The sequence below is a fragment of the Pleurocapsa sp. FMAR1 genome, assembly GCF_963665995.1.
Taxonomy (GTDB): Bacteria; Cyanobacteriota; Cyanobacteriia; order Cyanobacteriales; family Xenococcaceae; genus Waterburya.
Genome location: NZ_OY762512.1, coordinates 5,282,232 through 5,308,439, shown reverse-complemented (window position 1 = coordinate 5,308,439; position 26,208 = coordinate 5,282,232). Strand labels below are relative to the sequence as shown.

General features: G+C 39.7%; 23 protein-coding genes. 5 read left to right on the top strand and 18 right to left on the bottom strand.

What is annotated here, in order from left to right; all coding sequences use genetic code 11:
- Nucleotides 1-3: 3 nt before the first annotated feature.
- The 11 genes from SLP02_RS25735 to SLP02_RS25685 form a co-directional block, all read right to left on the bottom strand.
- Complete coding sequence (locus tag SLP02_RS25735) at nucleotides 4-1,158, bottom strand: DUF7005 family protein (RefSeq protein ID WP_319423542.1); 1,155 nt, start codon at nucleotides 1,156-1,158, stop codon at nucleotides 4-6.
- Nucleotides 1,155-1,946 carry a MinD/ParA family ATP-binding protein gene (locus SLP02_RS25730; protein WP_319423541.1) on the bottom strand — a complete coding sequence of 264 codons (792 nt, stop codon included), beginning with the start codon at nucleotides 1,944-1,946 and terminating at the stop codon, nucleotides 1,155-1,157. Before SLP02_RS25730 ends, SLP02_RS25735 begins: the two co-directional genes overlap by 4 nt.
- An 85-nt stretch (nucleotides 1,947-2,031) precedes the next feature.
- Entirely contained in the window at nucleotides 2,032-2,682 is a 651-nt protein-coding gene (locus tag SLP02_RS25725) for a hypothetical protein (protein ID WP_319423540.1), read from the bottom strand.
- 65 nt (nucleotides 2,683-2,747) lie between these two features.
- Complete coding sequence (locus SLP02_RS25720) at nucleotides 2,748-4,181, bottom strand: HAMP domain-containing protein (RefSeq protein ID WP_319423539.1); 1,434 nt, start codon at nucleotides 4,179-4,181, stop codon at nucleotides 2,748-2,750.
- Nucleotides 4,182-4,186: 5 nt separating this feature from the next.
- Nucleotides 4,187-4,870: a hypothetical protein gene (locus tag SLP02_RS25715; RefSeq protein WP_319423538.1), complete on the bottom strand. Its 684-nt coding sequence runs from the start codon at nucleotides 4,868-4,870 to the stop codon at nucleotides 4,187-4,189.
- A gap of 31 nt (nucleotides 4,871-4,901) precedes the next feature.
- Nucleotides 4,902-5,408, bottom strand: coding sequence for an NHLP leader peptide family RiPP precursor (locus tag SLP02_RS25710; protein WP_319423537.1), 507 nt, complete (start codon nucleotides 5,406-5,408; stop codon nucleotides 4,902-4,904).
- Between the two features lie 192 nt (nucleotides 5,409-5,600).
- Nucleotides 5,601-5,795, bottom strand: a complete 195-nt coding sequence (locus SLP02_RS25705) for a hypothetical protein (RefSeq protein WP_319423536.1) — start codon at nucleotides 5,793-5,795, stop codon at nucleotides 5,601-5,603.
- 227 nt (nucleotides 5,796-6,022) lie between these two features.
- Nucleotides 6,023-6,535, bottom strand: coding sequence for a hypothetical protein (locus SLP02_RS25700; protein WP_319423535.1), 513 nt, complete (start codon nucleotides 6,533-6,535; stop codon nucleotides 6,023-6,025).
- A gap of 133 nt (nucleotides 6,536-6,668) precedes the next feature.
- Nucleotides 6,669-7,742: a radical SAM protein gene (locus SLP02_RS25695; protein WP_319423534.1), complete on the bottom strand. Its 1,074-nt coding sequence runs from the start codon at nucleotides 7,740-7,742 to the stop codon at nucleotides 6,669-6,671.
- Between the two features lie 96 nt (nucleotides 7,743-7,838).
- Nucleotides 7,839-8,885 (bottom strand): hypothetical protein, encoded by a 1,047-nt coding sequence (locus SLP02_RS25690; protein ID WP_319423533.1) that lies wholly within the window; start codon nucleotides 8,883-8,885, stop codon nucleotides 7,839-7,841.
- A 149-nt stretch (nucleotides 8,886-9,034) separates the two neighbouring features.
- Nucleotides 9,035-9,307, bottom strand: coding sequence for a Nif11-like leader peptide family natural product precursor (locus SLP02_RS25685; RefSeq protein WP_319423532.1), 273 nt, complete (start codon nucleotides 9,305-9,307; stop codon nucleotides 9,035-9,037).
- A 274-nt stretch (nucleotides 9,308-9,581) separates the two neighbouring features.
- Between SLP02_RS25685 and SLP02_RS25680 the strand changes: the two genes are divergently transcribed.
- Entirely contained in the window at nucleotides 9,582-11,975 is a 2,394-nt protein-coding gene (locus SLP02_RS25680) for a S8 family serine peptidase (RefSeq protein WP_319423531.1), read from the top strand.
- Nucleotides 11,976-12,098: 123 nt separating this feature from the next.
- Here the strand turns inward: SLP02_RS25680 and SLP02_RS25675 are convergent, their stop codons facing one another.
- Nucleotides 12,099-12,377, bottom strand: coding sequence for a Nif11-like leader peptide family RiPP precursor (locus SLP02_RS25675; RefSeq protein ID WP_319423530.1), 279 nt, complete (start codon nucleotides 12,375-12,377; stop codon nucleotides 12,099-12,101).
- Nucleotides 12,378-12,709: 332 nt separating this feature from the next.
- Here SLP02_RS25675 and SLP02_RS25670 point away from each other — a divergent pair, with 332 nt between their 5' ends.
- Nucleotides 12,710-13,321 (top strand): Uma2 family endonuclease, encoded by a 612-nt coding sequence (locus SLP02_RS25670; RefSeq protein ID WP_319423529.1) that lies wholly within the window; start codon nucleotides 12,710-12,712, stop codon nucleotides 13,319-13,321.
- A 160-nt stretch (nucleotides 13,322-13,481) separates the two neighbouring features.
- Here SLP02_RS25670 and SLP02_RS25665 read toward each other — a convergent pair whose 3' ends face one another.
- Complete coding sequence (locus tag SLP02_RS25665; protein WP_319423528.1) at nucleotides 13,482-13,673, bottom strand: hypothetical protein; 192 nt, start codon at nucleotides 13,671-13,673, stop codon at nucleotides 13,482-13,484.
- A 348-nt stretch (nucleotides 13,674-14,021) separates the two neighbouring features.
- Here SLP02_RS25665 and SLP02_RS25660 point away from each other — a divergent pair, with 348 nt between their 5' ends.
- Complete coding sequence (locus SLP02_RS25660) at nucleotides 14,022-14,309, top strand: hypothetical protein (protein ID WP_319423527.1); 288 nt, start codon at nucleotides 14,022-14,024, stop codon at nucleotides 14,307-14,309.
- Nucleotides 14,310-14,421: 112 nt separating this feature from the next.
- Here the strand turns inward: SLP02_RS25660 and SLP02_RS25655 are convergent, their stop codons facing one another.
- The 3 genes from SLP02_RS25655 to SLP02_RS25645 form a co-directional block, all read right to left on the bottom strand.
- Nucleotides 14,422-15,201 (bottom strand): response regulator transcription factor, encoded by a 780-nt coding sequence (locus SLP02_RS25655; RefSeq protein WP_319423526.1) that lies wholly within the window; start codon nucleotides 15,199-15,201, stop codon nucleotides 14,422-14,424.
- Between the two features lie 45 nt (nucleotides 15,202-15,246).
- Entirely contained in the window at nucleotides 15,247-15,630 is a 384-nt protein-coding gene (locus SLP02_RS25650) for a response regulator (RefSeq protein WP_319423525.1), read from the bottom strand.
- Nucleotides 15,631-15,812: 182 nt separating this feature from the next.
- Nucleotides 15,813-17,015 carry a PAS domain-containing sensor histidine kinase gene (locus tag SLP02_RS25645; protein ID WP_319423524.1) on the bottom strand — a complete coding sequence of 401 codons (1,203 nt, stop codon included), beginning with the start codon at nucleotides 17,013-17,015 and terminating at the stop codon, nucleotides 15,813-15,815.
- Between the two features lie 254 nt (nucleotides 17,016-17,269).
- Between SLP02_RS25645 and SLP02_RS25640 the strand changes: the two genes are divergently transcribed.
- Together SLP02_RS25640 and SLP02_RS25635 are read left to right on the top strand one after the other, a co-directional pair.
- Nucleotides 17,270-18,910, top strand: a complete 1,641-nt coding sequence (locus tag SLP02_RS25640) for an NB-ARC domain-containing protein (RefSeq protein WP_319423523.1) — start codon at nucleotides 17,270-17,272, stop codon at nucleotides 18,908-18,910.
- On the top strand, nucleotides 18,907-21,060 hold the full coding sequence (locus SLP02_RS25635; RefSeq protein ID WP_319423522.1) for a CHASE2 domain-containing protein: 2,154 nt from the start codon (nucleotides 18,907-18,909) through the stop codon (nucleotides 21,058-21,060). Before SLP02_RS25640 ends, SLP02_RS25635 begins: the two co-directional genes overlap by 4 nt.
- Before the next feature lie 231 nt (nucleotides 21,061-21,291).
- On the opposite strand, the gene SLP02_RS25630 is transcribed toward SLP02_RS25635, so the two are convergent.
- Together SLP02_RS25630 and SLP02_RS25625 are read right to left on the bottom strand one after the other, a co-directional pair.
- Nucleotides 21,292-23,526, bottom strand: coding sequence for a COG1470 family protein (locus SLP02_RS25630; RefSeq protein ID WP_319423521.1), 2,235 nt, complete (start codon nucleotides 23,524-23,526; stop codon nucleotides 21,292-21,294).
- A 327-nt stretch (nucleotides 23,527-23,853) separates the two neighbouring features.
- Nucleotides 23,854-26,055, bottom strand: a complete 2,202-nt coding sequence (locus tag SLP02_RS25625) for a hypothetical protein (RefSeq protein WP_319423520.1) — start codon at nucleotides 26,053-26,055, stop codon at nucleotides 23,854-23,856.
- Nucleotides 26,056-26,208 lie beyond the last annotated feature (153 nt).

Sequence of the window (26,208 nt, the reverse complement as noted above, 5' to 3'; positions counted from 1 at the left end):
CCCCTACAAGGTTAATTGTTGCGGTTTGATAATTCGCAAAATGCGATCGCTCATCTGAGATGAAGCTAATTCTTCGATGGTTAGAGAAGTCAAGGTCATCAGCATTATTGTTTGTTCTTCAGTAGGGGCGCGGGTGCGATCGAAGTTCTCTAAATTTTCTGCTGCCGATTTAACCAACCGCTGTAAAATCTTAAAAGCCCCGTCCGAAAGTTGTCCGCGATAGTTTTGTAGTCTACCTCCTTCTCGATAGTGGGTCAAAGATTCTAAACCCAAAAAGCGGAGAAACCAGTCAGCTTTGTAACTACCCGTAGCAGCAACTATTCCCCGATAGTCGGCGATAAATTCATCCAGCAGATTGTTACGCATCGAATTAAAGACGCGACGGGTAAAGTAGTGAGTGCATTCATGTTCTAAGCGAATCGTCAAAGATAAATGTCGCCACTCTGTCTCTGTTAGTCCTAATTCCTGAGGCTGAACGTTACTGTAAAAACCATCACTGAGAATAATAAATCGGTCTTGATACAGTTCTTTACGGGCAGTTAATCGCTTAAATTCAGCCGACCAAGCTAATTCCGAACTACCTGGATTATCCACCGACCATTGTTGCCGATAGCGGTGAATTCTGTCCCAGTTATTATAACCAGCCACCATGCAAGCACCCATAGAATCGGGTATAGTTACAGGTTCGTTACGCTTAGTTATTGCTCTAACTAGATATATAAAATCATCGCGGTTGGTAGTTAGCAACACAGGGATCTCACCCGCCAAACTTTGATGAATGGTTAGCTGTAGTGCTTCTGGCTGTTGTAATAGCTCGGTTGTTACATTAGGCTTAATTCCTTTGCGAGTTGCCTCACGATAGGCTAGCGTTTGACTAATACCTGCTTGAATGGGAAATCTTAGCTGAACCAGAGCATTTTGCAGAATTGACCAAGCACCATTTATTTCGGCTTGAGCAACATATTTTTGCCATACAGCTATATGAGGTTCGGACGGTAAAGAAAACGGGCGCGAGGCTTTAACATCGTCTCGTTCAAAGACATTTTGATTGTAGACTAGCAATTCCTCAGTTTCGCAATCGCTAGCACCAAATCCAGCTAGTATTCTAGCACGTTCTTGTTTATCTGCTTTGTTGTGGCTGATTAATCCCAAATTCACTTGATTGCTCCCGCCAGAACGGGTTCGGGCTTGCTGACAATTTGTTGAGAAATTTCTCTGACTATCTGACTAAAAGCGTGGTTGGGATAGCGCAAACAGAAGACATCGCTACTGGCGAGATGAATGATATCTTCAGATAGAGCAACAATTCCTGCTACATCTGTTTTATAGCTGTCCTGCACTTTGGTTTTTAATGCCTCAAAGTCATAAGTAGGTAGTACTTTATTAACCACCAAAAGCATCTTGGGTACTTGTAATTTACGAGCTACGTCTACCGTTACCGCAGTACCTTGGAAATCTTGACGATCTGGACGGAGAATCACAACTAAGACATCGGAAATAGCGAGCGACAGTAAAGTTTCCTCGTTTAAACCAGGATGAGTATCGATCAGGAGATAATCTAGATCGAGACAGCGAATTAGGTCTTGAAAGCCGTCGTTTAATCTACCTACGTCATAGCCTTCGCGTAAAACACGGGCAATTTCTCCAGCTTTGATACTTGAAGGAATTAGATAAAGCTTGCCATCGACTGGTTCGGAATTGAAGACGCGAGTAACGTCATAAGCAGCCTCTTGAACATCGCAGTTTCCCCAGAGATAATCGTTGAGAGAGCGATCCATTCGATCTTCGTCTAGACCGAAAATGACGTGAATACCAGGGGATTGAATATCGGTGTCGACAATTCCGACTTTGTGTCCCTGTTGAGTCATGGTTGCAGCGACGTTAGCCACCATGTTTGATTTGCCAGTACCGCCACGGAATGAGTGAACTGAAACTATTTTGCACATAATTAATAAATCTCGTAATGATAAAGGATGAATGTTTCGTTGGGAAATTTATGTAACGGCAATTCGCGAATCGCCCCTACGGGGTTTAAAACTGGAACTTTAACCAGCAGTCACTTGTCATCGCGGGTAATAATACTTTGCCTCCAGACAGACTTAAATCGAACTGCATTTTTTGATCTCCTCGATAAACTTCTAATAGGGTGGGAAGATTTTCGTAGTTCCTGCTAATGTTGCGACGATGCGCCCAAATTTTTAACTCTTGTTTGCCTTTGATTGGCAATTGACAGATGGCGTAGCGTAAAATAGGAAATATTCCTCCAACTAGCGAATTACTTAGTACGCCTGCAAAAGCGAGAACGTTAGTAAATGATTGAGTTCGGGTGAAAAATAGCCATTCGGTCAGTATAAAGACAATTACTAGCGGAATAATCCCGATTAAAAAGCGACGCTGATTAAACAAACTCGCTTTAAGGTTATACAGTTTATTTTGTTTATTATTTTGATGATCGTTAATTTTTGGCGGAAATTCAATGCTGTTTATATCGGCATTACTAAACATTCCTTCGTAATCAAGCAGCAGGTTAGAATTTATCTGCAAATCGACTCGCTCTTTAGTTAACGATCGCGCTGCTAAATGTGCCATGCGGTTTTCAATTAAAAATAATAGTGTACTTGCTCGTTTAGCGGGAAATCCAGCTAATGCTTCTTGGCGAGAAAATAATTCGTCTGAAGACATGGTTCGTTAGGGGCGAACGGCCGTTCGCACGTACATAAGTAATAGGTAACAAGTAAAGATATTAGTTAGTTCTTTTCTGCTCCCCTGCTCCTTACTGCCTTTATCCTTTGGGCTTTTTGCTGTAATTGTTGATAATATTCGGCTTCGTTATGGCGACTAACGGGCGATCGCTTTCTGAGTCGCTGTGCTTTTTGCTTTAGTTGCTGAAAGTATTCTGTGCCTGTAACTGCTGCTACCTGACGTTCTTTTTTTACCTCATCAATTTCAAAATTAAGCTGTACTACCTGTTGTTTGAGCTTTTGTTCTCGCACCTCTATTTCTCGCGCCATGTTGATAAAGACGCGCATTAACTGACCGATATCATCTCGCGAACGGGCAAACTTAGTTAATTTATCATAGGCAAAACTATCTTTTTCTAATGCTTGAGATACTTCTGTAAGTTCTCGTATTGGTCTAGCAATGCTTTGTGCCAACAGCAGAGCCAAAATGATGGCAATTGCTCCTACCAAGATTAAACTGCGACTCTGTCGCCAAATCATAGTAATGAGTGAAGACACAAATTGCGATTTTGGCTTATAGACACCCAAGACCCACGGTTGCTCGGTCAAAGGAGTAAAACCAACCATTTGTTGAGTTTGCTCGTCGGCAGGAGAATAGTAACTAGCGTGTCCTGTTGCTTCTGCTCTAACCATTGCTGCTGCTAATTTCGGCAGGTCTAGACTTTCAATTTGCTGTTGCCCGTAGCGTCGATCTTTGGCGATTTGCTGCTGTGTTTTTTTAGATAGATGAGTGAGGCTATGGTACAAAAAAGAGGGGTCTTGATGAGCGATAATTACTCCTAGGCGATCGACGAGAAAAGGAGAGCTTTGAGAATCTCCCTGCATGGTATTCACAATTGTCCAAATTTGATCACCCTGAATTTTTAAGACTGCCACACCAATAATCTTGCCCTCCTCAGAACGTACGGGATGGGAAAAGTAAATTCCAGGTCTGCTGCTGGTCGTCCCGATTAGAATGCTAGAAACATAGGGATTACCTTGAATTGCCGCTTGAAAGTATTCTTGAAAGCTATAGTTTTGTCCGATAAAAGTCGGGTCGCTAGCAGCCAGACAACGACCCTTCTGATTCATAACATAAACAGCATCATAGTCGGGATTAGAGCGAAAAATATTATCTAAAGTTTGTTGTATTGCGACATTATTACCTTTTTGCTGCTCGGTGGCGGTCAAACTAAGAAAGGATACCACGCTTGGCTCTGTGCTAACTTGGACGACAACAGGCTGAAGATTGATAATAAGTTGGTCTAATCGACTGGCAATACTTGTAGACAAAAGCTCCAATTGACGGTATTCACTTTCTACTGCACCCTCAATGCTTTCTTGCAAATTGTAATAAGCGTTAAAGCTCATCGGTATTAACGCTGCTGCCAGCAATGCAGCCGAAACCTTTGCCGCGATCGACCAGGCGGGGGGATATAATAACCGATGGATGCGTTTCATGTTAGTTAAAACCTAATCTGTGTAATAGCCTGGGGATTTGCTACTTGCTCAAATAAAGAAGAAGCATAGTAATTCTTCGTCACCACTTGAGGACAGCGCAGACAGGCAGATTTTCCTTTCTGTTGCCACCAACGACAGCTTGAGCAAATTTGACAGGCGGGTAAAGTGTCCGTTACCGTCGGTAACTGTTCTACAATCCTCGCTGCTAAACGACAATCAGCACCATCAAAATGCAGACATCCCTTTTTATGACAATCAGAAGCAATACGCAGCATCTCGGTTGGTTTTACTGCCGATGGCGGCACTATTTCATTTACGGGTTGCGATCGCTTTAGATAATCTATTTTAGGTGATTTAACTGTTCCACTAACAACACCAAACACCAGGGCATTATCTTTATCTGGCTGTGAATTAGGACAAAGAGTAGTTTCAGAAGTTTTTCTGGCTGCTTTTTTCCAATTGAAATCTGACTTTAGCGAGTAAGTGGGAGATAGAGATTTAGAACTAGCTTTTGAATCTTCAAGCAAACTTTTCCATCCCCATAATTCATAACCAGAGCTAGAATTTCCAAAGCTAGCTTTCTGCCGTACCTTTACAGCCCTTTTTTGTGCCATCATTACTGCATTATAGGCAGTTTTTTCTGACTCAATTGAACTATGCTGCATTTTTGAAGATATCGATTGTCCCATGACTCAACTTTTTGTTAGTCTGTTTCGGCGATTAAAATATTAGTGGAGCTACTAACCCTAGCGTTGGACCAGGAAGCTTAATTGAAGATACTCCTCCAGCAACAGTTTTCAGTCCTTTTTCGCCTAATTCTTCGCTAGCAGAATCAACAAAAATGACTAAGTGTTTGAGAGTAGGCGTATTTTCATAAACGCAGATATCTAAATCTGCTGGTAAACTTTCACCAGTCAATTGGGCGATCGCGCTTTTAGGATTATTGATTAACTCAGCTTTAAAATTTGCATCTCTATGAGCAAGAGCGATCGCTTTTCTAAATAAGGGGTTAGAAGCAACTGATTCATCCTCATCAGCAAATTTAACAGGAATTACAAAATTTCTTACTGTAGCTGTATCTTCGTGAACATCTACTTGAACTGCATCAGGAATGTTAATACCCATCTCAGTCAATATTAATTTTGGCTGACTCACAAATCGATTTTTAAAATCTTCGCTTTGTAATCTGTGTGAAACTTGCTGATAAATTTCAGTTTGCCCACTCATAGGTAATACTCCTCTTTTTTGACTTATTTACTTCGTTACTTTGTTAATAATTACTATTAACAATAAGCGTGATTTTTCTATTTAATTTTGGCTGGTTAAGCTATTACGCATTTGAACTGCATTTTAGAACATTACTACACCCTATCCCCTACACCCGATCGCAACAAGTAAAATAAATACCTAATAGTTTACTTACTTAAGTTTGTCCCAAGCATTACCTACATCAGAAATAAATTCTTTTCCAGTATCAACAACATCGTTAATAAATTCTTTTCCAGCCTCTGCTATGTCACTGAATAATCCGCCACCAGCAACTTCTTCTAGTTGTTCTTCGGATAATTGATTATTATTTGGTTCTTGATTTGGATCGATTTGATTATTATTCATTGGAAATCCTCTTTGTTTATTCTATAGTTTGTAGCTTAGAATTAATTGCTTTGGAGAACAATCAACATCTTTTGTGTGTAGATAACAAATCTTTCTATTTTGTTGCAAATTCAAACAAGGCAATCCGTAAGCTATGTAATTGATTGCCACAATGAGTGAATTCAATCCAAAAAATTACTAATTTCAACAATATCTAATTAATGCAATCGCTCGTAAAGTACAGCGAATCATTCAATTGAAATTGAAGGAAATGGGAGTAACCCTCCATTTACCACGGTTAATTCAGTATCGCTTAGTTCACCTTCATTTAAGTCAGATGCTGCTAAGATTTGTTCTTTAGCTATTTCCCATTCTTCGATATTAAAGTCGTAACCAGCAGCTTGAATAATTTGCTGGCGTTCCTTTGCTTTTGCTGTTTGTTCGAGATTTATCCACGGTTGTAAAGAACTTACTAATGCTTCTAATGAGCTAGTAGTTTCAAAAATGCGAAATAGCCAATGCAGTTGAGCATGACAAAGTTGTGCAGCGTTATCTACTCTACCTGCATAAGCTTCAATCAGTGCAGCTAAATTAAAACAGCTTGCAATTTTTATATATTTAGATGGCGAATTTTCTGTTATCGATTTGAGATATATAAGGCGATCGCTAACTATTTGTGTCCACTTTTGCAAAGGAAGTTTAATCGGGCGATCGTGTGGAGTAAGTAATATTAGTTGAGATTGTGGGTATACTTTGCTCAAGCATATTTGTATATTTTGCTAATAGCAAATATTGAAATTTTCAACGTTCGCATAAAAGAAGTTATAGTTGTCGAACTATGAATTAAGGCAGAATGTCAAACCGCAGGGGCGAACCGCCGTTCGCCCTTACATCTCAACCTGGAAGTTTAACAAGAGGACAACCTAACGTATCAAAGTCCAGCGTTTCCATACCGCGAAGCCAAGGAGCGATACGACCTGGTATTAACTTAAGTGTCCCATCAGGTTGTAGCGTAGCAACCTTATTGCGATCGTCATAAAGAGCTACCGTACACTTTGCTACATCACCATTAGAGCGAATAACTAAAGAGTTAGATCGCGAGGCATAGCAAACATAATTTTCTGGATCTGGCAAATTTTGGGGTGAATCAATATTTTCACCGAACAATTTAGTCTGTAGAGATTGAACTGCTTGCTCTTTCTTTTTCAAAGATAATACTTTAATGGCGTTGTCATTTTCGCCCCCCCAGCGTCCAATTGCTTTGAAAACAAACAAAAATCTTGGATCGGGTAAAAATTCTTTTTTAATATCTTCGATAAGTGGATCTAACAGTTGAAAAGTATCGGCAGAAAAGTGGATACGCAGCAAAATAGAAACTGGTAGGGAGCTATCGCGGATAGCTAGTAGATTAGACCATATCTTATCATAAGTACCTTTGCCGTCAGCACGGAGTCTGCTTTTATTATGAATCTCACGAGGTCCATCTAAAGAAATTTGATAACGTTTAACTCCAACATTTGCCAAAGCCTTGGCTGTCTGATAATCCAACAAGTATGCATTAGTTGTCATTCCGCCTGAATAACTCAGTTGAGGATTCTGTGAGGCTAGATGCTTACTATATTCAGAGATTTCTAAAACAATGTTTTTGGCTACTAGAGGCTCACCACCAAACCAAGAAATATGCAAAGTTTCTAAATCGCCAGCTCTTCTCTTTAGAAGTTTTTTAATTGCTGAAATTATTTCGGGCTTCATTCGTCCTGCTGTAAAATCTTCGTAGCAGTAAGTACAACGAAAATTACATTTTTCTGTTGGCATTATAATAAGCTCGAAATGCTTGTTTGATGTTTTTGCTATTTTTGATAAGTTTTTGTTAGCACCATTTTTAACTATTGTTTTTCCGACGGTATCTATTGATATTTTTTCATTTGCGAAGGAAACAAAACCAGGATTTTTTTCTGAAGTAAGCATTACTTGTTCTCATTAACTAATTATTAAAACAATCGAGCAAACAATTTATTGTGTTGACATTAGCTTTTAGTTGTCCGTATTTCAATATCCAACTTATTACCTATCCAACTTTAAATTTATAGGCTCATGACAAAGATGTAAATAAGCTTTAGCTTCTAATGTGCCATCAGAATTGCAAACAATCTTCACATGACTAATTTTTCTTATAAAAGCAACAGGTTCTCTTTGCTCTAAGAAAATATTTTCCCACTTTAATTTATTATTATCCTGAAATAATGATGCTGATTTTGATACTTTTTTAGAGTATCCAGACCATTCTAAAAGTGTATTTCGTTTAAATTCGCTGCATAAATTTAACTTTACCAAATAATCTAAAAATAATTTCCATCGAGACTCATATTTTGGTTGCTCTGGCAAATAACATTCTAATCCAATTCTAGACATAACAATTTCTCCTACGTCATAGCTTAAACACATATAATCCGTAAATTCAGATAATTTTGAAAGTAAAGATTTAATCTTTTCTTGAGAACCAGACCAACCAATTCGTTTCAAATAGTCCGATATTTGATCTGAGGGTATTAGGCTGACAAATCTTATTGTCTGTTCTGAACGAGATAACATTGCTCCTAAGTAGAATACGCAAGTTTTTGATGGTAAACAATTGACGCAATGTTTAAGATTCGATTTAAAAGCAAAGGATAATTGGCGGTTTAATAGTCTAAAACTTATTTCAATTAGAATTTTATGATTGAACTTATTTCGGTTTAAGCCTAAAAAAATACACGGTAACGGAATTAAAGATGAGTTTTCTTCAATATCAAATTCAAGCCAAATATGTTTTACTTTTTCAGCTAATAAATCATTATTTTTGACCCAATCGTGATATATATTGTTGCAAAATTGCCATTCAGGATATTTTAATAACTCTTCTGATAAATTTATATAAGATTTACTCGATAAATTTACTTCCAAATCTACCCTGGGTTGATTATCTTGCAAACGGCATTCTAATATAGCAGTTGTGAAAGCAGGCAAAATATTGGTTATAGAATCAATAAAAGAGAATGATTTATGAGAAACTAAACTATACTGTGAATCAGGAACAAAAGATTTTATGCATGATTTTATTGGATAATTCATAAGCTTGAATAGTATTCAATTTGACAACACAGTAATAAAAAATCAATATTTAAGGCTAGCTATTAAATTTACAGAATTGTTAATAGCTAGCTTTGATGGTTAACCAAAAAGGTTTGCTAATGCTAGCAAACCTTTTTATTCATATCTAACTAAAAACAAGCAATAACATTAACCCAGCCATCAGCTTTCGCTGCTCCTCCAGCAATAGCTTCTAATTGCTCTTCACTAATTTCTTGGGAAGTATTCATTTCATTAATATACTCTTCGACCTCTTGTCGAGTGAAGCTGTATCCTTTTTCTTGACCTACTTCAGTAATTAGAGCAATCAAGCTATCATTATCACTTGCTTGGTTTAATCGTTCTTGCAAAGCAGGATATTGTGCTACTTCTTGACGTAATTGTTCTAAGTTAGCTTTAGACATTTGTGTTTCTCCTTTAGTTTTTGTGTTTATTATTTTCGTTAGTTCAAAATCTAGCTGACATTTATAAATCTACGATGGAGCAATATTTAAAACAATCTCTTATTTTTGGTTACTATTAACGTTTTTTGCTTCTAATCTCTACATAAATAAACTGGAGATATACCTAAAAAAAAATCATTGCTCATGAGCATATTTCCATAAATACTGTTGGTAAATTATTTAGACTGACAAACTACTTAATTTATTTAAATTAAAAGCTAAGTGATCGACAATTATGAGTAATGAAAATATAGACAATACCAACTTCTCTAATACAGATTCAGTTATTCTTGGTACTTCAGAAGCTGAAACAAAGATTGCCACCTCAAATGACGATCCTGTTCTGGGGTTTGCTGGTGATGATATTCTAATTGGCAAAGATGGTAATGATTCTCTCTTTGGCGGAGCAGGTAATGATAGTCTCGCAAGTGGTCGAGGTAATAATTTGCTTCTCGGTAACGAAGGTAGCGACCATTTAGTAGTCAGTGTTTCTCGTCAAGAACAAGCTGGGAACAATACTCTCAATGGAGGAGAAGGCGACGATTGGCTTTCTAGTGGTGATGGTAACGATCTTCTAGCAGGAGAAGCTGGCAAAGATATTGTTCTGGGCTATGGTGGCAACGATAATATTGAAGGCGGTAATGGTAATGACGGATTAAACGGCGGTAAAGGTAACGATTATCTTAATGGTGGAGAAGGGAATGACCAAGTAGAAGGCGGTGACGATAACGATCTGCTTTTTGGCGGTACGGGTAGCGACTTGCTCAGAGGTTTAGAAGGTAATGATAATCTTACCGGAGACGAAGGAAATGATTACTTTGCCCTTGTTCCTAATACTGGACAGGATACTGTTTTAGATTTTGAAGATGGTAAAGATCGATTTGTATTGACTCCTACTCCCAGATTTGGCGAACAGTTTTCTTTTGAACAGCTAAGTATAACTCAGGGAGATGAAGGAACTATTATTTCCTTAGCAGATACAAATGAGATATTAGCAACAGTTAAAAATGTATCAGCAGACAAAATTAATAAGGACGATTTTATTAATTCATCAGAAATAGAAAACCAATTCAATATTCTCAACGAAGATACTACTACAGGCTTACCGTCGTCAGCTTCCGAAGAACAAAATGAATCGGTAGCTGAAGAACAATCTATACCTGAAGCAGATACAGATAGTGAATCTGTTGTCTCGGTTACGAGCCAGGGTGTAGAAGTAATGAATGTTGAAGAAGCCAGAAATAAATTTGGTGTAGACGGCAGCGGAGTTACTGTTGGTCTATCGTCTAATAGCTACGATCGCTTTTTTGATACTGAGATTACTGCCGATGACGATGTGATTTCAGGAGACTTACCAGGAGAACAAAACCCTGATGGATACAATGATACAGTCCATATATTAGACGATTCGGCTGATAATTCTTTGGCTTTGAGTGCGCCAAGCCTTGCTTTAAATGATGAAGGTAGGGCAATGATCCAGCTAGTTCATGACGTTGCACCAGGGGCAAATATTATTTTTAGAACAGGCTTTAATGGAGCAGATGATTTCGCTCAAGGGATTGATGAATTAGTAGCTGCTGATGCGGACATTATTATTGATGATGTTATTTATACAGAAGAACCTTTCTTTCAAAATGGAGTAGTAGCTCAAGCAGCAGAGCGAGCAGTTGAATCTGGAGTTGCTTACTTTGCATCAGCAGGTAATTATGGTGATAGCTCCTATGAAGCTGAATTTCGACCCGTACAATCGTCCGAGCAATCTATTAAAGGACTTGAGAATTATACATTTCATGATTTCAATCCAGATGCAGAAATAGACGTTTTTCAAGACTTTACTCTAGATCCTGGAGCATCAACTTCTCTTTCTTTCCAATGGGATGAACCTTTTGCTTCTGCGGGGGGTAAAGGTGCAAACGGAGATCTAGATGTTTTTGTTTTAGATGCTGAAAACAATATTGTCGCTTTTGGTGCAGAGTCGAATATAGGTAGTGATGCAGTAGAGATAATTGACTTTACTAACTCTACAGAACAACCAGGAGAATATAAACTTGCGATCGGTCAAAATACTATTGCAGGAGGTTCTCCGCCAAATCGGATTAAATATGTTGATTTTGCTTTCGGAACTGCTGAAGCTGAATATGCTACTCAAGGTTCTACAATTTTCTCACATCGTAATGTATCTGGTGTGGAAACAGTAGGAGCATCTTTGTATCAAACCCCTGAAGAATTAGAATTCTTTTCTTCTGTAGGCACAACACCAATTTTATTCGACAGTGAAGGAAATCGCTTGACAGAGCCAGAATTCCGCCAAAAACCAGATCTTGTTGCTCCTGACGGCATAAATACGACTTTCTTTGGTCAAGATATAGAAGAAGATGGATCGCCTAATTTCTTTGGCACATCAGCAGCTTCTCCACACGCAGCAGGGGTAGCAGCTTTACTATTAGAAGCTAATCCTGAAGCTACACCAGAAGAAATTTATCAAGCCTTAGAACAAACAGCAGTCGACATAGAGTATCCTACTGCTTCAAATCAATCTGGTGTTGGATATGATGAGGGAAGTGGCTATGGCTTAATTCAAGCCGATCTTGCTCTAGAAACATTTGCCAACAATAACGAAATAATCTAGCCCAATTAAATTTAGATTATAGCTATTAATAGCGATCGCCTTTTTTTATAATTAGGGCGATCGCTTTTTGCACTTTTTAAGATATAAATATCTTGAAAAATACGAAATTATTATCAATAATCATTACCAAAGTGCGTCAAAAACGTCTTTGGCGGTATCTACAATTGCGCTTGCAATATCTTTTACAGTACCTCCAGCTACTGCTTCTAATTCTTGTTCATTTAATTCCTCCGATTCAGATTCTTGAGAGATTGCTTTAAGGTCATCAGCAGAAAAACTATAACCAGCTTCTTGAGCAATATTAAATAGTTCTTCCTTGCTAGGTGCTGTCTGTACTTTTTGCTTTAAAGTTGGATTTTGCTCTACATGAGTGAAGAATGCCAAAGCATTTTGTTGTGACATAATTAAATTTCCTAATAACTTGGTGGTATTGAGCTTTATTTAGCTCTAGTCACAACTTTAAATAATAGCTACATTAATTCCAACGATTTATATTTAGATGATTTGTCACTTATTTTTCTTTTTGAAAAACTGCAAATATTAAATAACGAAATTCGGAGATCGCATCTCCCTAAAATTAAGACAATATTTAGGCGATCGCCAAGACATCGTAGATATCAAATGCGATCGCGCCAGAAAACGATAAACTATGCCACACATAAAAGACTGTTCTTAAATATCGCGAAAAGCTAAACTAAAATTAACTTCATCAAGACTTGTCAAGAAAACTCGTCATGACATTAACCACTAATCAACCCCAACAAAAGCTTACTTTTGCTCAATTTTTAGAACAGCTCCCTGACGAAGGACGTTATGAGTTAGTCGATGGCGAAATAATGAGAATATTACCCACCAGGATGCATGAAAATGTTGCAGAGTTTATTAGCGACTCATTAAAAGCAGAAGTCAGGCGATTAAACCTTAACTATAGAGTCTCAGGTAGAATTATGGTAAGGACTCTAAATGCTGAGGAAAATGAACAAGGTCGTCATCCTGATGTTAGTGTAGTGGATAAGACTTTATGGGATTCAAATCTTTCTGCTCATTCTGCTCTACTCGAACCACTTCAATTAGCTGTGGAGGTAGTATCTACTAACTGGGAAGATGATTACGTGGATAAACTGGATGAATATCAGCGTCTTGGTATTGCTGAATATTGGGTTGTTGATTATTTAGCGATCGCCAGTCGTAGTTATCTTGGTAATCCTAAACAGCCTACGGTGTTTGTTTATCTGCTTGATAATAATAAGGTTTATCAATCAAAGGCTTACCGAGGTACTGATAAAATTGTTTCTCGTACTTTTCCAGAATTAAATCTTACTGTCGAGCAAATTTGGACTGCGTAATAGGATAAATAAATTCAAACTTCTAAAGAACGAAAAAAAGTGAACTTTAGGCAAAAAATAGCTCAGTGCGATCGCATCTCCTAAAAATCCAGTCAATATTCAGGCGATCGCACTAGAATCATATATACCAAATGCGATCTCTGTTTAACAACCACTTTCCTTATTCATTCGATGATGCTGTTATCTGTTGGGTTTCACCACCATTAAAAATTCTTCGGCGTTGTTCTCGTAAATTCTCTTCCAGACGAGCATTTAATTCATCCAAATCAATAATATGTTTGTCCATGCGTCTGTTGAGTTCTCGCATTTTGGCAAGATGACGCACTCTGGTTTCTTCGTTCGGAATTTCCATGCTCATGATAAGTCAAAATCCCTCCTAATTTCTGTAATAGTAGCCTTAAAAAGAGTACTTTAGGCAAAAAATAACTTAGTGCGATCGCATCTCCCTAAAATCAAGACAATATTTAGGCGATCGCCAAGAAATTACCGATACTAAATGCGATCGCCTTTTTTGTAATAGGTAGTGCGATCGCTTTCTGTTTCTGAACCCTTGATATTAATTGCTATGGTTGCATTGCAAAATTATTTTTCTAGTAGATAAATGTTGCCCATTTACCCACCACTACAAAAACAGCTAGAAAACTCTGGGATTCGTATATAAATAGTTCAAAAACTGTTTTTTGGTATTAATTAAATATATATGCAGGAACAAGACTTTCGAGTAGTAAAAGAAGTTACTCAATCGGATAGTAGAGGACGCTTGACTTTAGGTCGAGTAGTCAAAGGTAAAAGCTATCGTGTCATGATAAATGACGAGGGACAAATTTTGCTAGATCCTGTAGTGAGCATACCCGAAAGGGAGCTATGGTTATGGCAAAATCCTAATGCTTTAGCTTCAGTCAAACGCGGAATTAAACAAGCCTCCACCGAAAAAGGTCGCGATTTGGGTGATTTTTCTCAATATGTAGATTTGGAGATTGAAGATTAGTGCAGTTTAAGCTGAAATTTCTGCTAGAAGCTTTTGGAATCTTTTGGCATTATGGTCGTGGAAAAGGAGTCATCACGATTCTTGCCATAACTCCTCATCCTTAAAGTAATTTTCAATAACCCCGATGAGCTTTACGCCAAACTTTCGGTGTAGTTCCGACATATTTACGAAACTGGCGGAAAAAGTGACCAGGATTGAGATAACCAATTTCTTCAGCAATTTGTTCGATTGAATAGTTGGTTTCTTGAAGTAAAGCTTCGGCAGCAGCGAGACGACGCTTGATGATCCAGCGGTTGATGGATGTTCCTGTCTGGCGTTTAACTAAATCGGTTAAATAGGCTGAAGAGTAACCCACCGATGTCGCTACATCAATCAAGCTAATAGATTCATGATAATGAGCTTCGATATAATCAAAAATTTCTTGCAGTTGTGGATTGGGTGTAGATGGCAGAATCGAGTTAGAGTCAGCTTCAACTTCGGAGGTTAACTGTTGAAATTGGGCAGCGTATAATTGTTTAAGTGCTTCGCGCTTGGCTAGCTGGGTGGCGATCGCGTCTAAAAATTCTTCGGCGGTAGAGGGTTTAGTTAGATAGTCGTCTGCACCCATTTGCATCCCCTGTCTTAGTTCGGCTTTGCCAGCTTTACCCGTTAAAAAAATAAAGGGAATAGTTGCAGTTATGGGATTTTGACGTAAGGTTTTAAGCACCTCATAACCGTTTAGTTCGGGTAGAAGAATATCGCAAACTACCAAATCAGGTGATTGTTCTCGTGCTTTTTCCACTCCAATGCGACCATTTTTTGCTTCAATCCCTTCAAAACCTTCTGCTTCTAAGCAGTCTAAAAAGATTTCTCTGGTTTGGGCTTCATCTTCGATTACTAAAACCTTACTCATTATTCTTGCTCCAATATTTTAGGTATTTATTTGGTTAGGGAATACTTAGATTCGTTGTCTGTCAATGGAATTAAAAAATTTGGCAATCGCCTGTAGTAATTTCTCTACCGTACAGGGTTTGGTTAAATAGTCATTTGCTCCCAGTCGCATTGCTTCATGACGTTCTGCTTCGTCAGATAAAGCGGACATAAAAATGAAAGGAATCGCTGCCGTGCGAGGATTTTGACGTAAAGTAGTCAAAACTTGATAACCGTTCAGTTCAGGCATAGTCACATCACAAATAATTAAATCTGGAAGATATTTTTGTGTTTTTTGAATTCCCACTCGACCATTTTTCGCGCCAATCGTTTCAAACCCTTCTTCTGTCAGTGCTTCTATGAACATATCTCTGGTTTCTCGTTCATCTTCGATTATTAAAATTTTGTTCATTAGTCTTCTCGACAGCTTATTATCAGTTTGAAGTGTCTTTGGCACAAACAATGGTAATTCAACTTTTACCTTAATTGATGCCTAATAAGATTACAGTACATAATCTTTAGCCAAGACTACCGCTTATTTAGATTTTCGGCTGATAAATCGAGTAAAATGACTATTTTCGCTGATTTGTGCTTTTATTCTCGACTTACTAATATTTGTGGTGATTTTAAAGGTATTTTGACTACAAACGTACTGCCCAGGTCTACTTGGCTTTCTAAAGAAATTTGCCCGCCTTGCAATTCGACAAGTTTCTTGGCGATCGCCAGACCTAAACCATGACCAGGTAAATCACCAACATTGTTACTGCGATGAAAAGGCTCAAAGATTTTGGGCTGTTCGTCAGGAGAAATCCCAATGCCGCAATCTGCTATTTCAAAAACTATTTGTTCGTTATCCCACGAGACGCTAAACTTAATCGTGCTATCAGCAGGGGAATACTTAATTGCGTTACCCAGCAAATTTACTAAAACTAGCTTGAGTAATTTCTTATCTGCCAAAATAGTTTTACGCTTTGACAAGTTAACAAAGTCAATTTTTTGGTGATTAGGCTGGCTTAAATTTATTTCCGCCAATAAACTGTGACAGAATGAATTCAAATTTAATAGTTGAGGGTTAAAGTTTAATTTTCCCGCTTCTGCTCTACCAATTATCAAGACTTCATCCATTAAATGGCTCAAATGTTCTACAGCGGTTTGTAGACGATTGAGATATTTAAGCTGTTTGGCTTCATTCCATTGGTTGAGATGACGTTTTAAAAGGCTGGTAGAAAAAGAAATAATATTCAGTGGAGTACGGAATTCATGAGAAACCATGGAAACAAATTTTCCCTGGTTATGATTGAGTTCTTTCTCCGCTGTTAAAGCTTGTTGAGTCTTAGCTTCTTTCTGTTTGTACTCAGTAACGTCGAACGCCGTAATCATAACGGCTGGCTGGCATTCCCATTCTATTGTCTCCCACCAGCACTTTAACCAGCATTCGCGATCGCCTTTGACTTCAATTTTTAGTTCTTCAGAATAGTTTTGCTTTAGGTTATCTGGTTTATACGCCTTGGGGTTTAACTGATGATAAAAATCCGAATCAATGGATAGTTGCGATCGCGAGTAGCCCATAGTTAACTCGGCAATAGGATTAGCGTAGCAAATTTTCTCTTCTTGAATAACCAAGATCGCAACTGAAGTTTTTTCAATTAAAGTTTGAAATTGATTTTCTGGTTTTCGGGGGATTTTGGCTGTAACTTCCCTCTGAGAAACCAAATCAAAGCCGAACTGTGGCGGATTTTGCTGTTGCAGTTGCAGTTTAGAATTATATTGCTCTGGTATATTTTTATCAAAAGCCATTATTATTAGACCTGTATCCTTACATACAAGCAGATAATTGCGATCCTCAATTCGGTTGCCTTGATTAACTAAGTTAATCTTTTAAAAGCTGTTGCTAAGTAATATACTCTATTTAAGTAGTTTTACCTAACTTTGTTAACTTAAAAATAGTTCATGTTTACCATTTTTTGAGTACGCTTCAGCTAATTTTTCTAATTGACCACAAAAAGTTAACTTTTATCAAAATATTTGTATTCGTATACCTATAGCGATTAATGAACTGGAATGAAATTGTCAAAGTTATAGAAACAGAAGTTTTTAACAAAACGGAAAGACACCTAAAAGAGGTGGAAAGTATTGTGCTGCAAGGGACGTGGCAAGGTAAAACTTACGAGCAAATGGAAGAAACTTGCCAATACAGTCTTAGCTATCTAAAACAAGCAGCAGGGCCTAGACTATGGAAGCTATTATCAGAAGTGTTGGGAGAAGATATTGGTAAAACCAATTTTCGGGTAGTCTTAGAGCGATGGAGTAAGCAACAGCCAGCTAGTTCTAAAATTCAGGTCGAACTATTAGCCAAAAATAAAGCCACTCAAAAGCAAGATTGGGGAGAAGCACCCGTAATTCCTGCACTTTATGGGCGCGATCGCGACTTGAAATTACTCAACCAGTGGATCGTTAAAGATCGCTGCCGTTTGGTAACTATTTTTGGGATGGGAGGGATTGGTAAAACTGCTCTCTCCATTCGTTTTGCCCAGCAAATACAGGCTCAATTCGATTGTGTAATTTGGCGCAGTCTTCATTATGTCCCAGGAGCAGCAGAACTAGTTGACGACTTACTAAAATCCTTTAATTCCCAGCCAGAGCGAATAATAGAAGAAAATCTGGATGGTAAAATTTCGTCTTTAATCGAACATCTACGCCGAGATAAATGCCTAATTGTTTTAGATACGGCAGCAGAAATTTGGCAAAGTGGCGACTTGGCAGGGCATTATCGTCAACAGTATAAAGGTTATGGCGAACTGCTACGACGACTGGGTGCAGAATCTCATCAAAGCTGTTTGTTATTGTGTACCCGCGAAAAACCCAGGGAAATTGCTCTATTGGAAGGTAAAAAAGTTCCCGTTTATTCTTTGCATCTCAATGGTTTGGCGACCCAAGCTCAGTATATCTTTCGAGACAAAGGATTATCGGACACACAGAGGTGGGATGAATTAATTCAGCTATATCGTGGCAATCCTTTGGCTCTGAAGATAGTCGCCACTACGATTCAAGAGCTATTTAGCGGTAGTGTATCTGCTTTCTTGCAACAGGACACCATTGTTTATGGTGATATTTACGATCTTTTAGACGAGCAGTTTGAGCGTCTGTCTAATTCAGAACAAGAAATTCTTAACTGGTTGGCGATCGCTTGTCAGCCTTTATCTTTAATTCACTTACAGTCAAATATTCTCTTGCCTTTCAGTACAGCGGAATTAATTGAGGCTTTGGAATCTTTGGTTCGGCGATCGCTTATTGTTAGAACCATTGTCAACGGGTCAACATGGTTTTCTTTGCATCAGCCTGTAGTAGCTCAGTATGTAATTAGTCGTTCTATAGATTGGGTTTGCGAAGAGATAACTGAAGTAAACAATAGCCAAGATTTCGGTGAACTCAAATTTTTGAGGAATTATGCCTTGACAAGCGATGATGCAGAGATTCACCAACGGCAAATAAATCAGATTGTAACTCCGATTAAAAACAAACTGTACAGAATTTTTCAAGATGAAAGCTTGCTTAAGGCTTGTCTACAGGAAATTTTGCTGTCGCTGAGAGAAAAAACTCCTTTAGCAGTTGGTTATGTCAAACGAAATATTGAGACTTTGCTTAAGGAGTTGCATTCGGATTTAGACAATCAAGTATCTGTATCGCCATGAGTTACTGTATCAATCCCCAATGTGGCGAGCGCTGTAACCCAGATAATTTACAATATTGTCAGGGTTGTGGCTCTAATTTGATAATTCGCGATCGCTACCGCATTATCAAGCCATTACGGGAATTAGACGGACAACATCATACTGAAGTTTTTGAAATTGATGATGGCGGTACACTAAAAATTCTTAAGGTTTTAACTAGCAATCGTCGTCGCTTAGTAGAACTATTTGAGCAAGAGAGTAAAGTGCTAGCACAGTTGTCATATTTGCCAATTTCTCGCCTAGATAGCCATTTTACTTTTGTACCTAAAAACAGTAGGCAAAAACTACGCTGTTTGGTGATGGAAAAGGTTGAGGGAGAGAATCTAAAACAGTGGCTCAAAATTAATGGTAAATTAACTGAAATTGAGGCGATTGACTGGCTGCAACAACTTTTGGCAATATTAGCACGGGTTCACCAGCAGCAGATTTTGCATAGAGATCTCAAACCATCTAACATTATGATTCGTCCCGATGGCAAGTTAATTTTGATTGATTTTGGGACGGCACGAAAACTGACCAATACTTATGTTGAGAAACTAGAAGACTCTGACATTACTAGAGTATATTCTCCTGGCTATACTGCCCCAGAACAGCTTCAAGGTCAAGCAGTGGCTCGATCAGATTTCTTTGCTTTAGGACGTACTTTCGTTCATTTAATGACTGGTATTTATCCTGACGATCTGCCTAAAACTCAAACTAACCAGTTGATTTGGCACGATCTAGCCCCGCAAATTTCTAGTTCTTTGAAAGATTTAATCGATCGCCTAATCGCCTTATCTCTCTCAGATAGACTTCACGCATCGGTAATTTTAGAACAGCTCAACCAAGTCAGCGACCAACCTACTAGAATATGGCACAATCGTCCCCTTAAAAGTTGGCAACGCAGTGCTGTCATAATTTTTATTTCTAGCATGGCGATCGCTTTTTTGGTAATAGGAATAAGATATTTGGGGTGGCTGCAACCTGTAGAATTACAGGCATTCGATCGCTTAATGCAGCTAAGACCAATAGAAAGTCCAGACTCCCGTTTGCTTTTAATTACTATAGATGAAGCCGATATTCAATATCAAAATCAGCAGAATATGTCCCTGCGTTGGTCGCTTTCGGATGAGGCTTTGGCTCAATTACTGGCAAAAATCCAGCCCTATAAGCCCCGTACTATTGGAATCGACATCTATCGCGATTTTGCTGTAGATTCTGACTATCCTAATTTAGCTAGAGAACTACAAACGAGCGATCGCCTTTACGCTGTATGTAAAGTTCCTTCTCCGCAAGACGGCACACCCGAAGGTACGCCTCCTCCTCCTGAAGTTCCAGCTTCTCGCTTGGGTTTTAGTGATTTCGTAGCCGATAGTGGGGATATTATTCGTCGCCAGCTTCTACATTTAACTCCCCCCACTGCTGCTTCGTGTACGGCAGAATATGCTTTTAGCCTCCAGCTAGCACTCGATTATTTAAGTAAAGAAGGAATAGAATCAGATGTTACTCCCAAAGGATATTTGCAAATTGGGACAACTACCTTCACACCGATAAGCAACTATTCAGGTGGATATCAAAACGTAGATGCAGCAGGATACCAAATATTGCTTAATTATCGCTCTTTAAATTCTCCAACAAATATAGCCCAGCAAATCTCTCTACGGGATATTTTAAGCGATCTCATGGCTTCTCAATTAAAAGATTTAATCAAAGACCGTCTGATTATCATTGGCGTTACCGCCTCTAGCAGTACTGACGACTGGCAAACTCCCTATAGTCAACAAAGTTCATCCCTTCAAAAACAAATACCAGGAGTTTTCGTTCAAGCACAGATGACTAGTCAGATAATTAGTGCCGTTGCCGATAACCGTCCTCTTATTTGGTGGTGGTCTAACTTTTGGTCAATCATTTGGATCGCAGTCTGGTCTTTAATAGGAGGAATGCTGGGATGGTATCTGCGTCGTCCGCTATGGTTGGCAAGTGCGGTGACTTTTTCTTTACTAATCCTGTTTACAAGCTGCTGGGCGGTCTTTTTACAAGCAGGTTGGATTCCTTTATTACCACCTGCGATCGCTCTGATGCTAGCTTCAGCTACAACCGCTTTTCTTTACCAAAATTTACCAATTAAGTAGGTAGTTTTTTAATTATCTAGTAATATTTCGCTCGATAAGATTAATATTTGTCAGCTATGACAATTATATTATTTATTTGTAGAGGTCTATGCCATACAATAGTTAACTATATGATGCTGAAGATTGTTAAGCAATGAAATTGTCTCACGGTTGGTCTAAAAAATGGAGACGAATTAGCAATCTTGCTCTGTTTGCAGTTTCGCTCGCTTTTTCAGGAGAATCGGCGATCGCTCATGGGTGAGGTTTGCTGATTGGCGATGCTCCAGGATTGATTGGGAGCAACAAGTTGGTCGGCCTCTGGATTGGTTTTGGTGTATCAACTTGGATCAAAAAGGTGCGTTTGACTGATTGACCTTGTTCGGTTTCAGCCATGAGGGTGATTTCCGAGAGACCAGAAGTCGCTTTCAGTGTCCGAGAACCGCTAGCAGGAACATCGCCTAAAGGTTCGAGTTTAACTTTGAGATCATCCCCTTGTACCTGCCAGTTAAGAGTGACGACTTGTCCAACTTTCAAGAACACTGAGGGATTTACCTCTGAACTTTGATTGTTAAGAGAAAAGTTCGTAATTCGCAACGGCGTTGCCTTTACCTGGACTTGAATTGCTTTGGAGAGTGGCGATTGTTTTTGGTCACTAGACACCGGTTGAAGGTTAATCGCGTAATTACCTGATTTAGCTGGAAGCTTTAGATATACGTTAGAACAAATTAACGTCTCGTTGACTGGCGGTTGACATTGCTTCGTTAGTTCTGAAGGAATTTGCTTTTGAAAATTATAAGTCTTGAGAAGTTCGCGTTTGCCTTCTTCAAGTTGACCTATAACCTGAAGCCGATCAAGCTGACTAAAGTTCTTGATGTTCCAACTAAGGGTTGCAGGCTCTCCTTTTTCGAGTTGGGACTGACTCGACCCAAAACTAACTACCTGCGTCAGCGGCTTAGGTTGAATTGCAACATCGAGTTGTTTTTTGATAGGCTGTTGTACTGATTTTGCTTTGAGCTGAAGTTGAAAGGTGTATTTTCCTGCTAGTCGGGCACCTGTATCAACGTTGGCGCAGGTTAAATCGCGATCGCGAATTTGGCAGTAACGATCTAGTTCCGTCGGTAAGCCTTGACGAAAGTCGTAAACTTGGGGACTGGTTGCCGTTCCATCTTTTTTTGAAAAAATCACCAACTGCTCGAGCCGATCTGAATTTGCGATCGTCCAATTCAAACGTATCCTACCTCCCTCTATATAGCTAGCGCTATCTGGTTTGAATTTTGCCAGGATTGGCGGGGGAGCGGGTTTAAAGAATGCAAACCAAATCAACAAGCCAAGTCCCGATAATACGCCAACACCTGCTAGTAGCCACAGTAGCAGTTGCCACCAAGGGCGTGCTTTCCAGATTAATAACCCCATTGGCAATTTCTCTGGCGTTGGTAATTCCTGAAGATCTTGAAGATTAATTTGAAACGGTAGCTCTGAGCCATACCCAAAAAAGGGACGTTGCCATTTCTGCTTAGGATAAACAGTTAAATTAATCGTTGCTGTTTCGCCAATCAACAAATTGATAGAAGACGGAATGCAGACATAGTCGCACAACTCCGTTTCATTTTGGCTGCTAGCACTTACAGCCAATTCTCGGATCGAATTTCCATAATTTGTTAATCTAAGTCGATACTGACCTGGATTGTGACTAACTTTTCCCTGAATGGTCTCCAGTTCAACACTCAAATGAAGTTTTGGTTTTACCTCTAGGTAAACCAGATCCAAAAAGACCTGCTCTGGGGAATTATCAGAAATGAGTTGTAGAGTCGGCGAATAGCGACCAGCGGGTATATCTACTGGATAATGGAAATCAATGATAATTTTGCCTTCACTCCCAGGATTAAGCTCCAAACCATCGGTACTAGAAACGAGACCTAAATCATTAAGCTCATTGTGAGGATATCGAATCGTGAACCATGTTTTATCCAAGTCAAAACAACAAAGCCGAAACCGATCCACTCGACTGGAGTGGTTGTTCACGACTACTAATAGAGACTGGTGCTGACTGGGCTCAATTAGTAAGGGTTGGGTCGGACTAGTTGCTGGGCAAAGTGAAAAGGTGGGCTTTTGCGATCGTACAGCAATCTGCTCTTTGACTAGAACTTCAAGAGAACCTGGGTAATGAATCGGAGTTTCTTCTGGATAATGTTCTGGAGCATCTACTACTACCGTGTAGGGATAACTTCCTGGTAGAGCTTCTGAAGGAATCTTAAAGAGTAGGCTGACTTCACAAGCCTGTTGGGGATCGAGGGCAACCCGCTTTCTTGAGGATGGACACCATGGCAATATGTCCTGAGCTACGGGATCGATAAACACATCAATTATGGCTCCCTGGTCGCCTTGATTAATCAGACTAATGTGAAGGGTAACGCTCTCCCCTGAAAATCCCTCTAGACGAGTGGGCGGATTCAGTATAACTTTGAGTGGTGTGGTCGTATTTAACATTTTTACAGCTTCTTCAGTAAAGGACTAGCCGAGTATATTAATAGCGGCGGTCAACGCAGGCGAACCAAAATATTATTGCTAGTGAGAGCGGGATTTAGGAAACACTTTTTGCCAACACTGAGACTTGCCCTTGCGCCAAGCAAGGCGAGAGCTTCGACGTTCTGACCGAACGGCGGCGAACTCCAGTTCGCGCGACGCGGGCTTCCTCAGTCAAATGCTATTTCTACACAGATAACTGCCAAATGGGCTTTAGGGAAATAATTGAGTGGTAACTATACCCCGCTTTTGGTAGTAAATTCCTCTCAAAGAGGTCTCAGTTCTTTTGCCTTATTCGTCTATGTCAAAGCGATAAAGGCGGACTCGTGCGTCATCGGAGCCGCTGGCAATCCAAACTCCCTCCTCTGTATCGATTGCATCTAAAGAAGTAATCTTACTATGCACAGTTGCGATTCGCTTCGGTTTTTGAGTAGGCTCGGGAGTGCCTTTTGTGGTCAGATGCCAAGCGAGGATTTGACCATCATCGCCTGCACTCACGAGCCATCGTCGATCTGGAGTAAATAAAATGCTACGAACCGATGTTTTTGAGGCTTGCCACCTCGCCAGTTGTACACAGCTTTGCTGAGGAAGCTGTTCTTTCGCCAACTTTTGTGGTGTCTTTTGACATTGATTTAGGTTCCAAAAAGTAATATAACCATCAGAATCAGAAGCTGCTAGGATAGAAGAATTGGGCGCAAAGCTTACATCCCAGAAAAAGTCGTTTTCTCCACGATTTTGATCACGATCTAAGAGCCTTAGCTGGCGAGGTTCCGAGGTTGCAACATTCCACAAAACAAGTCGCTTAAACTGTCCAGCACTTACAAGGGTCTTTTCATCTGGACTAAGTGCTAAAGTCCAGGCTTGATATGCGTAGCGATCGGGCACCTCTAAAACCTTAGCAGGCTTTGAATCAAAACGGACATCTCTCGGTCTTTGCCAACTCCGAATGATTCCGCTGCCATAGCTGGCGTATAGCGTTAAAGAGTTGCGAGTAAACATCAAATCCAGAATACGATCGCTTGTCGGGTCTTTGGGATCTTTGAGCGTATAAAGTTCCTTCCCAGTGTTGATATCCCAAACTTGAACGATACCATTCTCTAAACCTGCAAAGACCTGATTATTTTTCACTGGAGTTAGTGCTAGGGATCGGATTGCCTGGTCAGAAATTGCAAGCAGTCCCTGGGAAGATTTAGGTTGAGCATCGGTGCAAGTTTTGGCTAACGTTCCCTTACTCAAAGCACCTAGAGGTTTTGGCGTTCCCCAATTCGTTACCCCCCAAGTCCGAATTGAACAGTCATCTGAGGTACTCATTACCAGCGGCAATCTGCCACTCGTGCCGCTGAATTGTACAGCATTAACACCAGCTAGATGAGTGATGGGTATTGGTCTAAATACAATGGCTACAATCATTGAGAGCAATGCCAGTAATAACCATAGGGGTACAATTGGGAAAACCTTCAAGAACAAAATTTGGGTTGCAGGATCGCAACTCCCTAATCTTGGATCTGATAGCCAAGGCTTGACCTCAAATTTTAGTTTTTGTGGCCAACCGACCCAGGAACGACGGGGGGAAATATTTAGGTTCGCAAAAGTTGTCTCTCCCAATGGCAGAACGAGGTTCTCTGGATTAACCTGAATTTTGCATCGTTTCGCGTCTCGACCTCGTACTTCAAGATCGAGTGTTTGCAACAGATTACTGTTATTTTTAAACAACAGTTGGAAGGTGCTGCTACGCGATCGCCAATTGGGAAACCAGGGTCTTTTCGCTGGGATGCGTTGCTTCTGAGGCTGGACTTCAAACCGCATGAACCCAACAGGCAGAACTTCTAAAATACCATGTGCTTCAACAGCAGAACCTATAAGACTTTTGGCGATGATAACGAAGGGATAATCACGACTTACAACTCGATCTACGCCAAGGGGTTGACATGGGAAAGTTGCTGTTATCTCTTCATTTGCTGGAATTTGTATACGCCGCTCAGAGCTACCTGGTAGCCAAGTCGTCTCAAGTGTACACTGCAAGTGCACTTCTAAAGGCTGCGATCCAATATTCTTGACAATCACGGGAATATCTACAATGTTACGAGGATAGACTTGAAACCGCTCGGTAGGTAATCTTACCCTCAGTAGGTTTAATTCACCGCTCGGTTCTATCATCAACCGCAGAACTAATCGTCGTTCCTCAGGGAGCTGGGGCGAAGAAACCCGTACCGTTAGATTGACAACCCCGACAAAATTTGGGAGTGGAGAATCTAAAATCTCGACCTGAAAATTAGTGCGATCGCCAGGTGGTTTGGCTGTTGAGACATCTGGTGAGAGGTGATACCAGTTACTCTGCTTACCTGCTCCTGCCGCTTGAATTTCAAGTTGAAATGACGCAAAGCGATCGCTACGATTGATGACTGAAACACCAAAAGAAACTGACGATCCACCAGGGCGAAAGGTTACATTTTGCGTAGTCAAACTGGCATCGATAACTGAGCTGGTAAGCATAGTAAAGAAAAATATTTGGGCTGCTTTATATTGAATAACAACTTTAATTAGAATAGATCCGACTTCTGTCTAATTAGGTCTAGATCTGGGCTAGCGATACTGTTGGCGAAGTGAATGGCACTGGCGGAGTGCCAAAATCTCTATCCCTGCCCC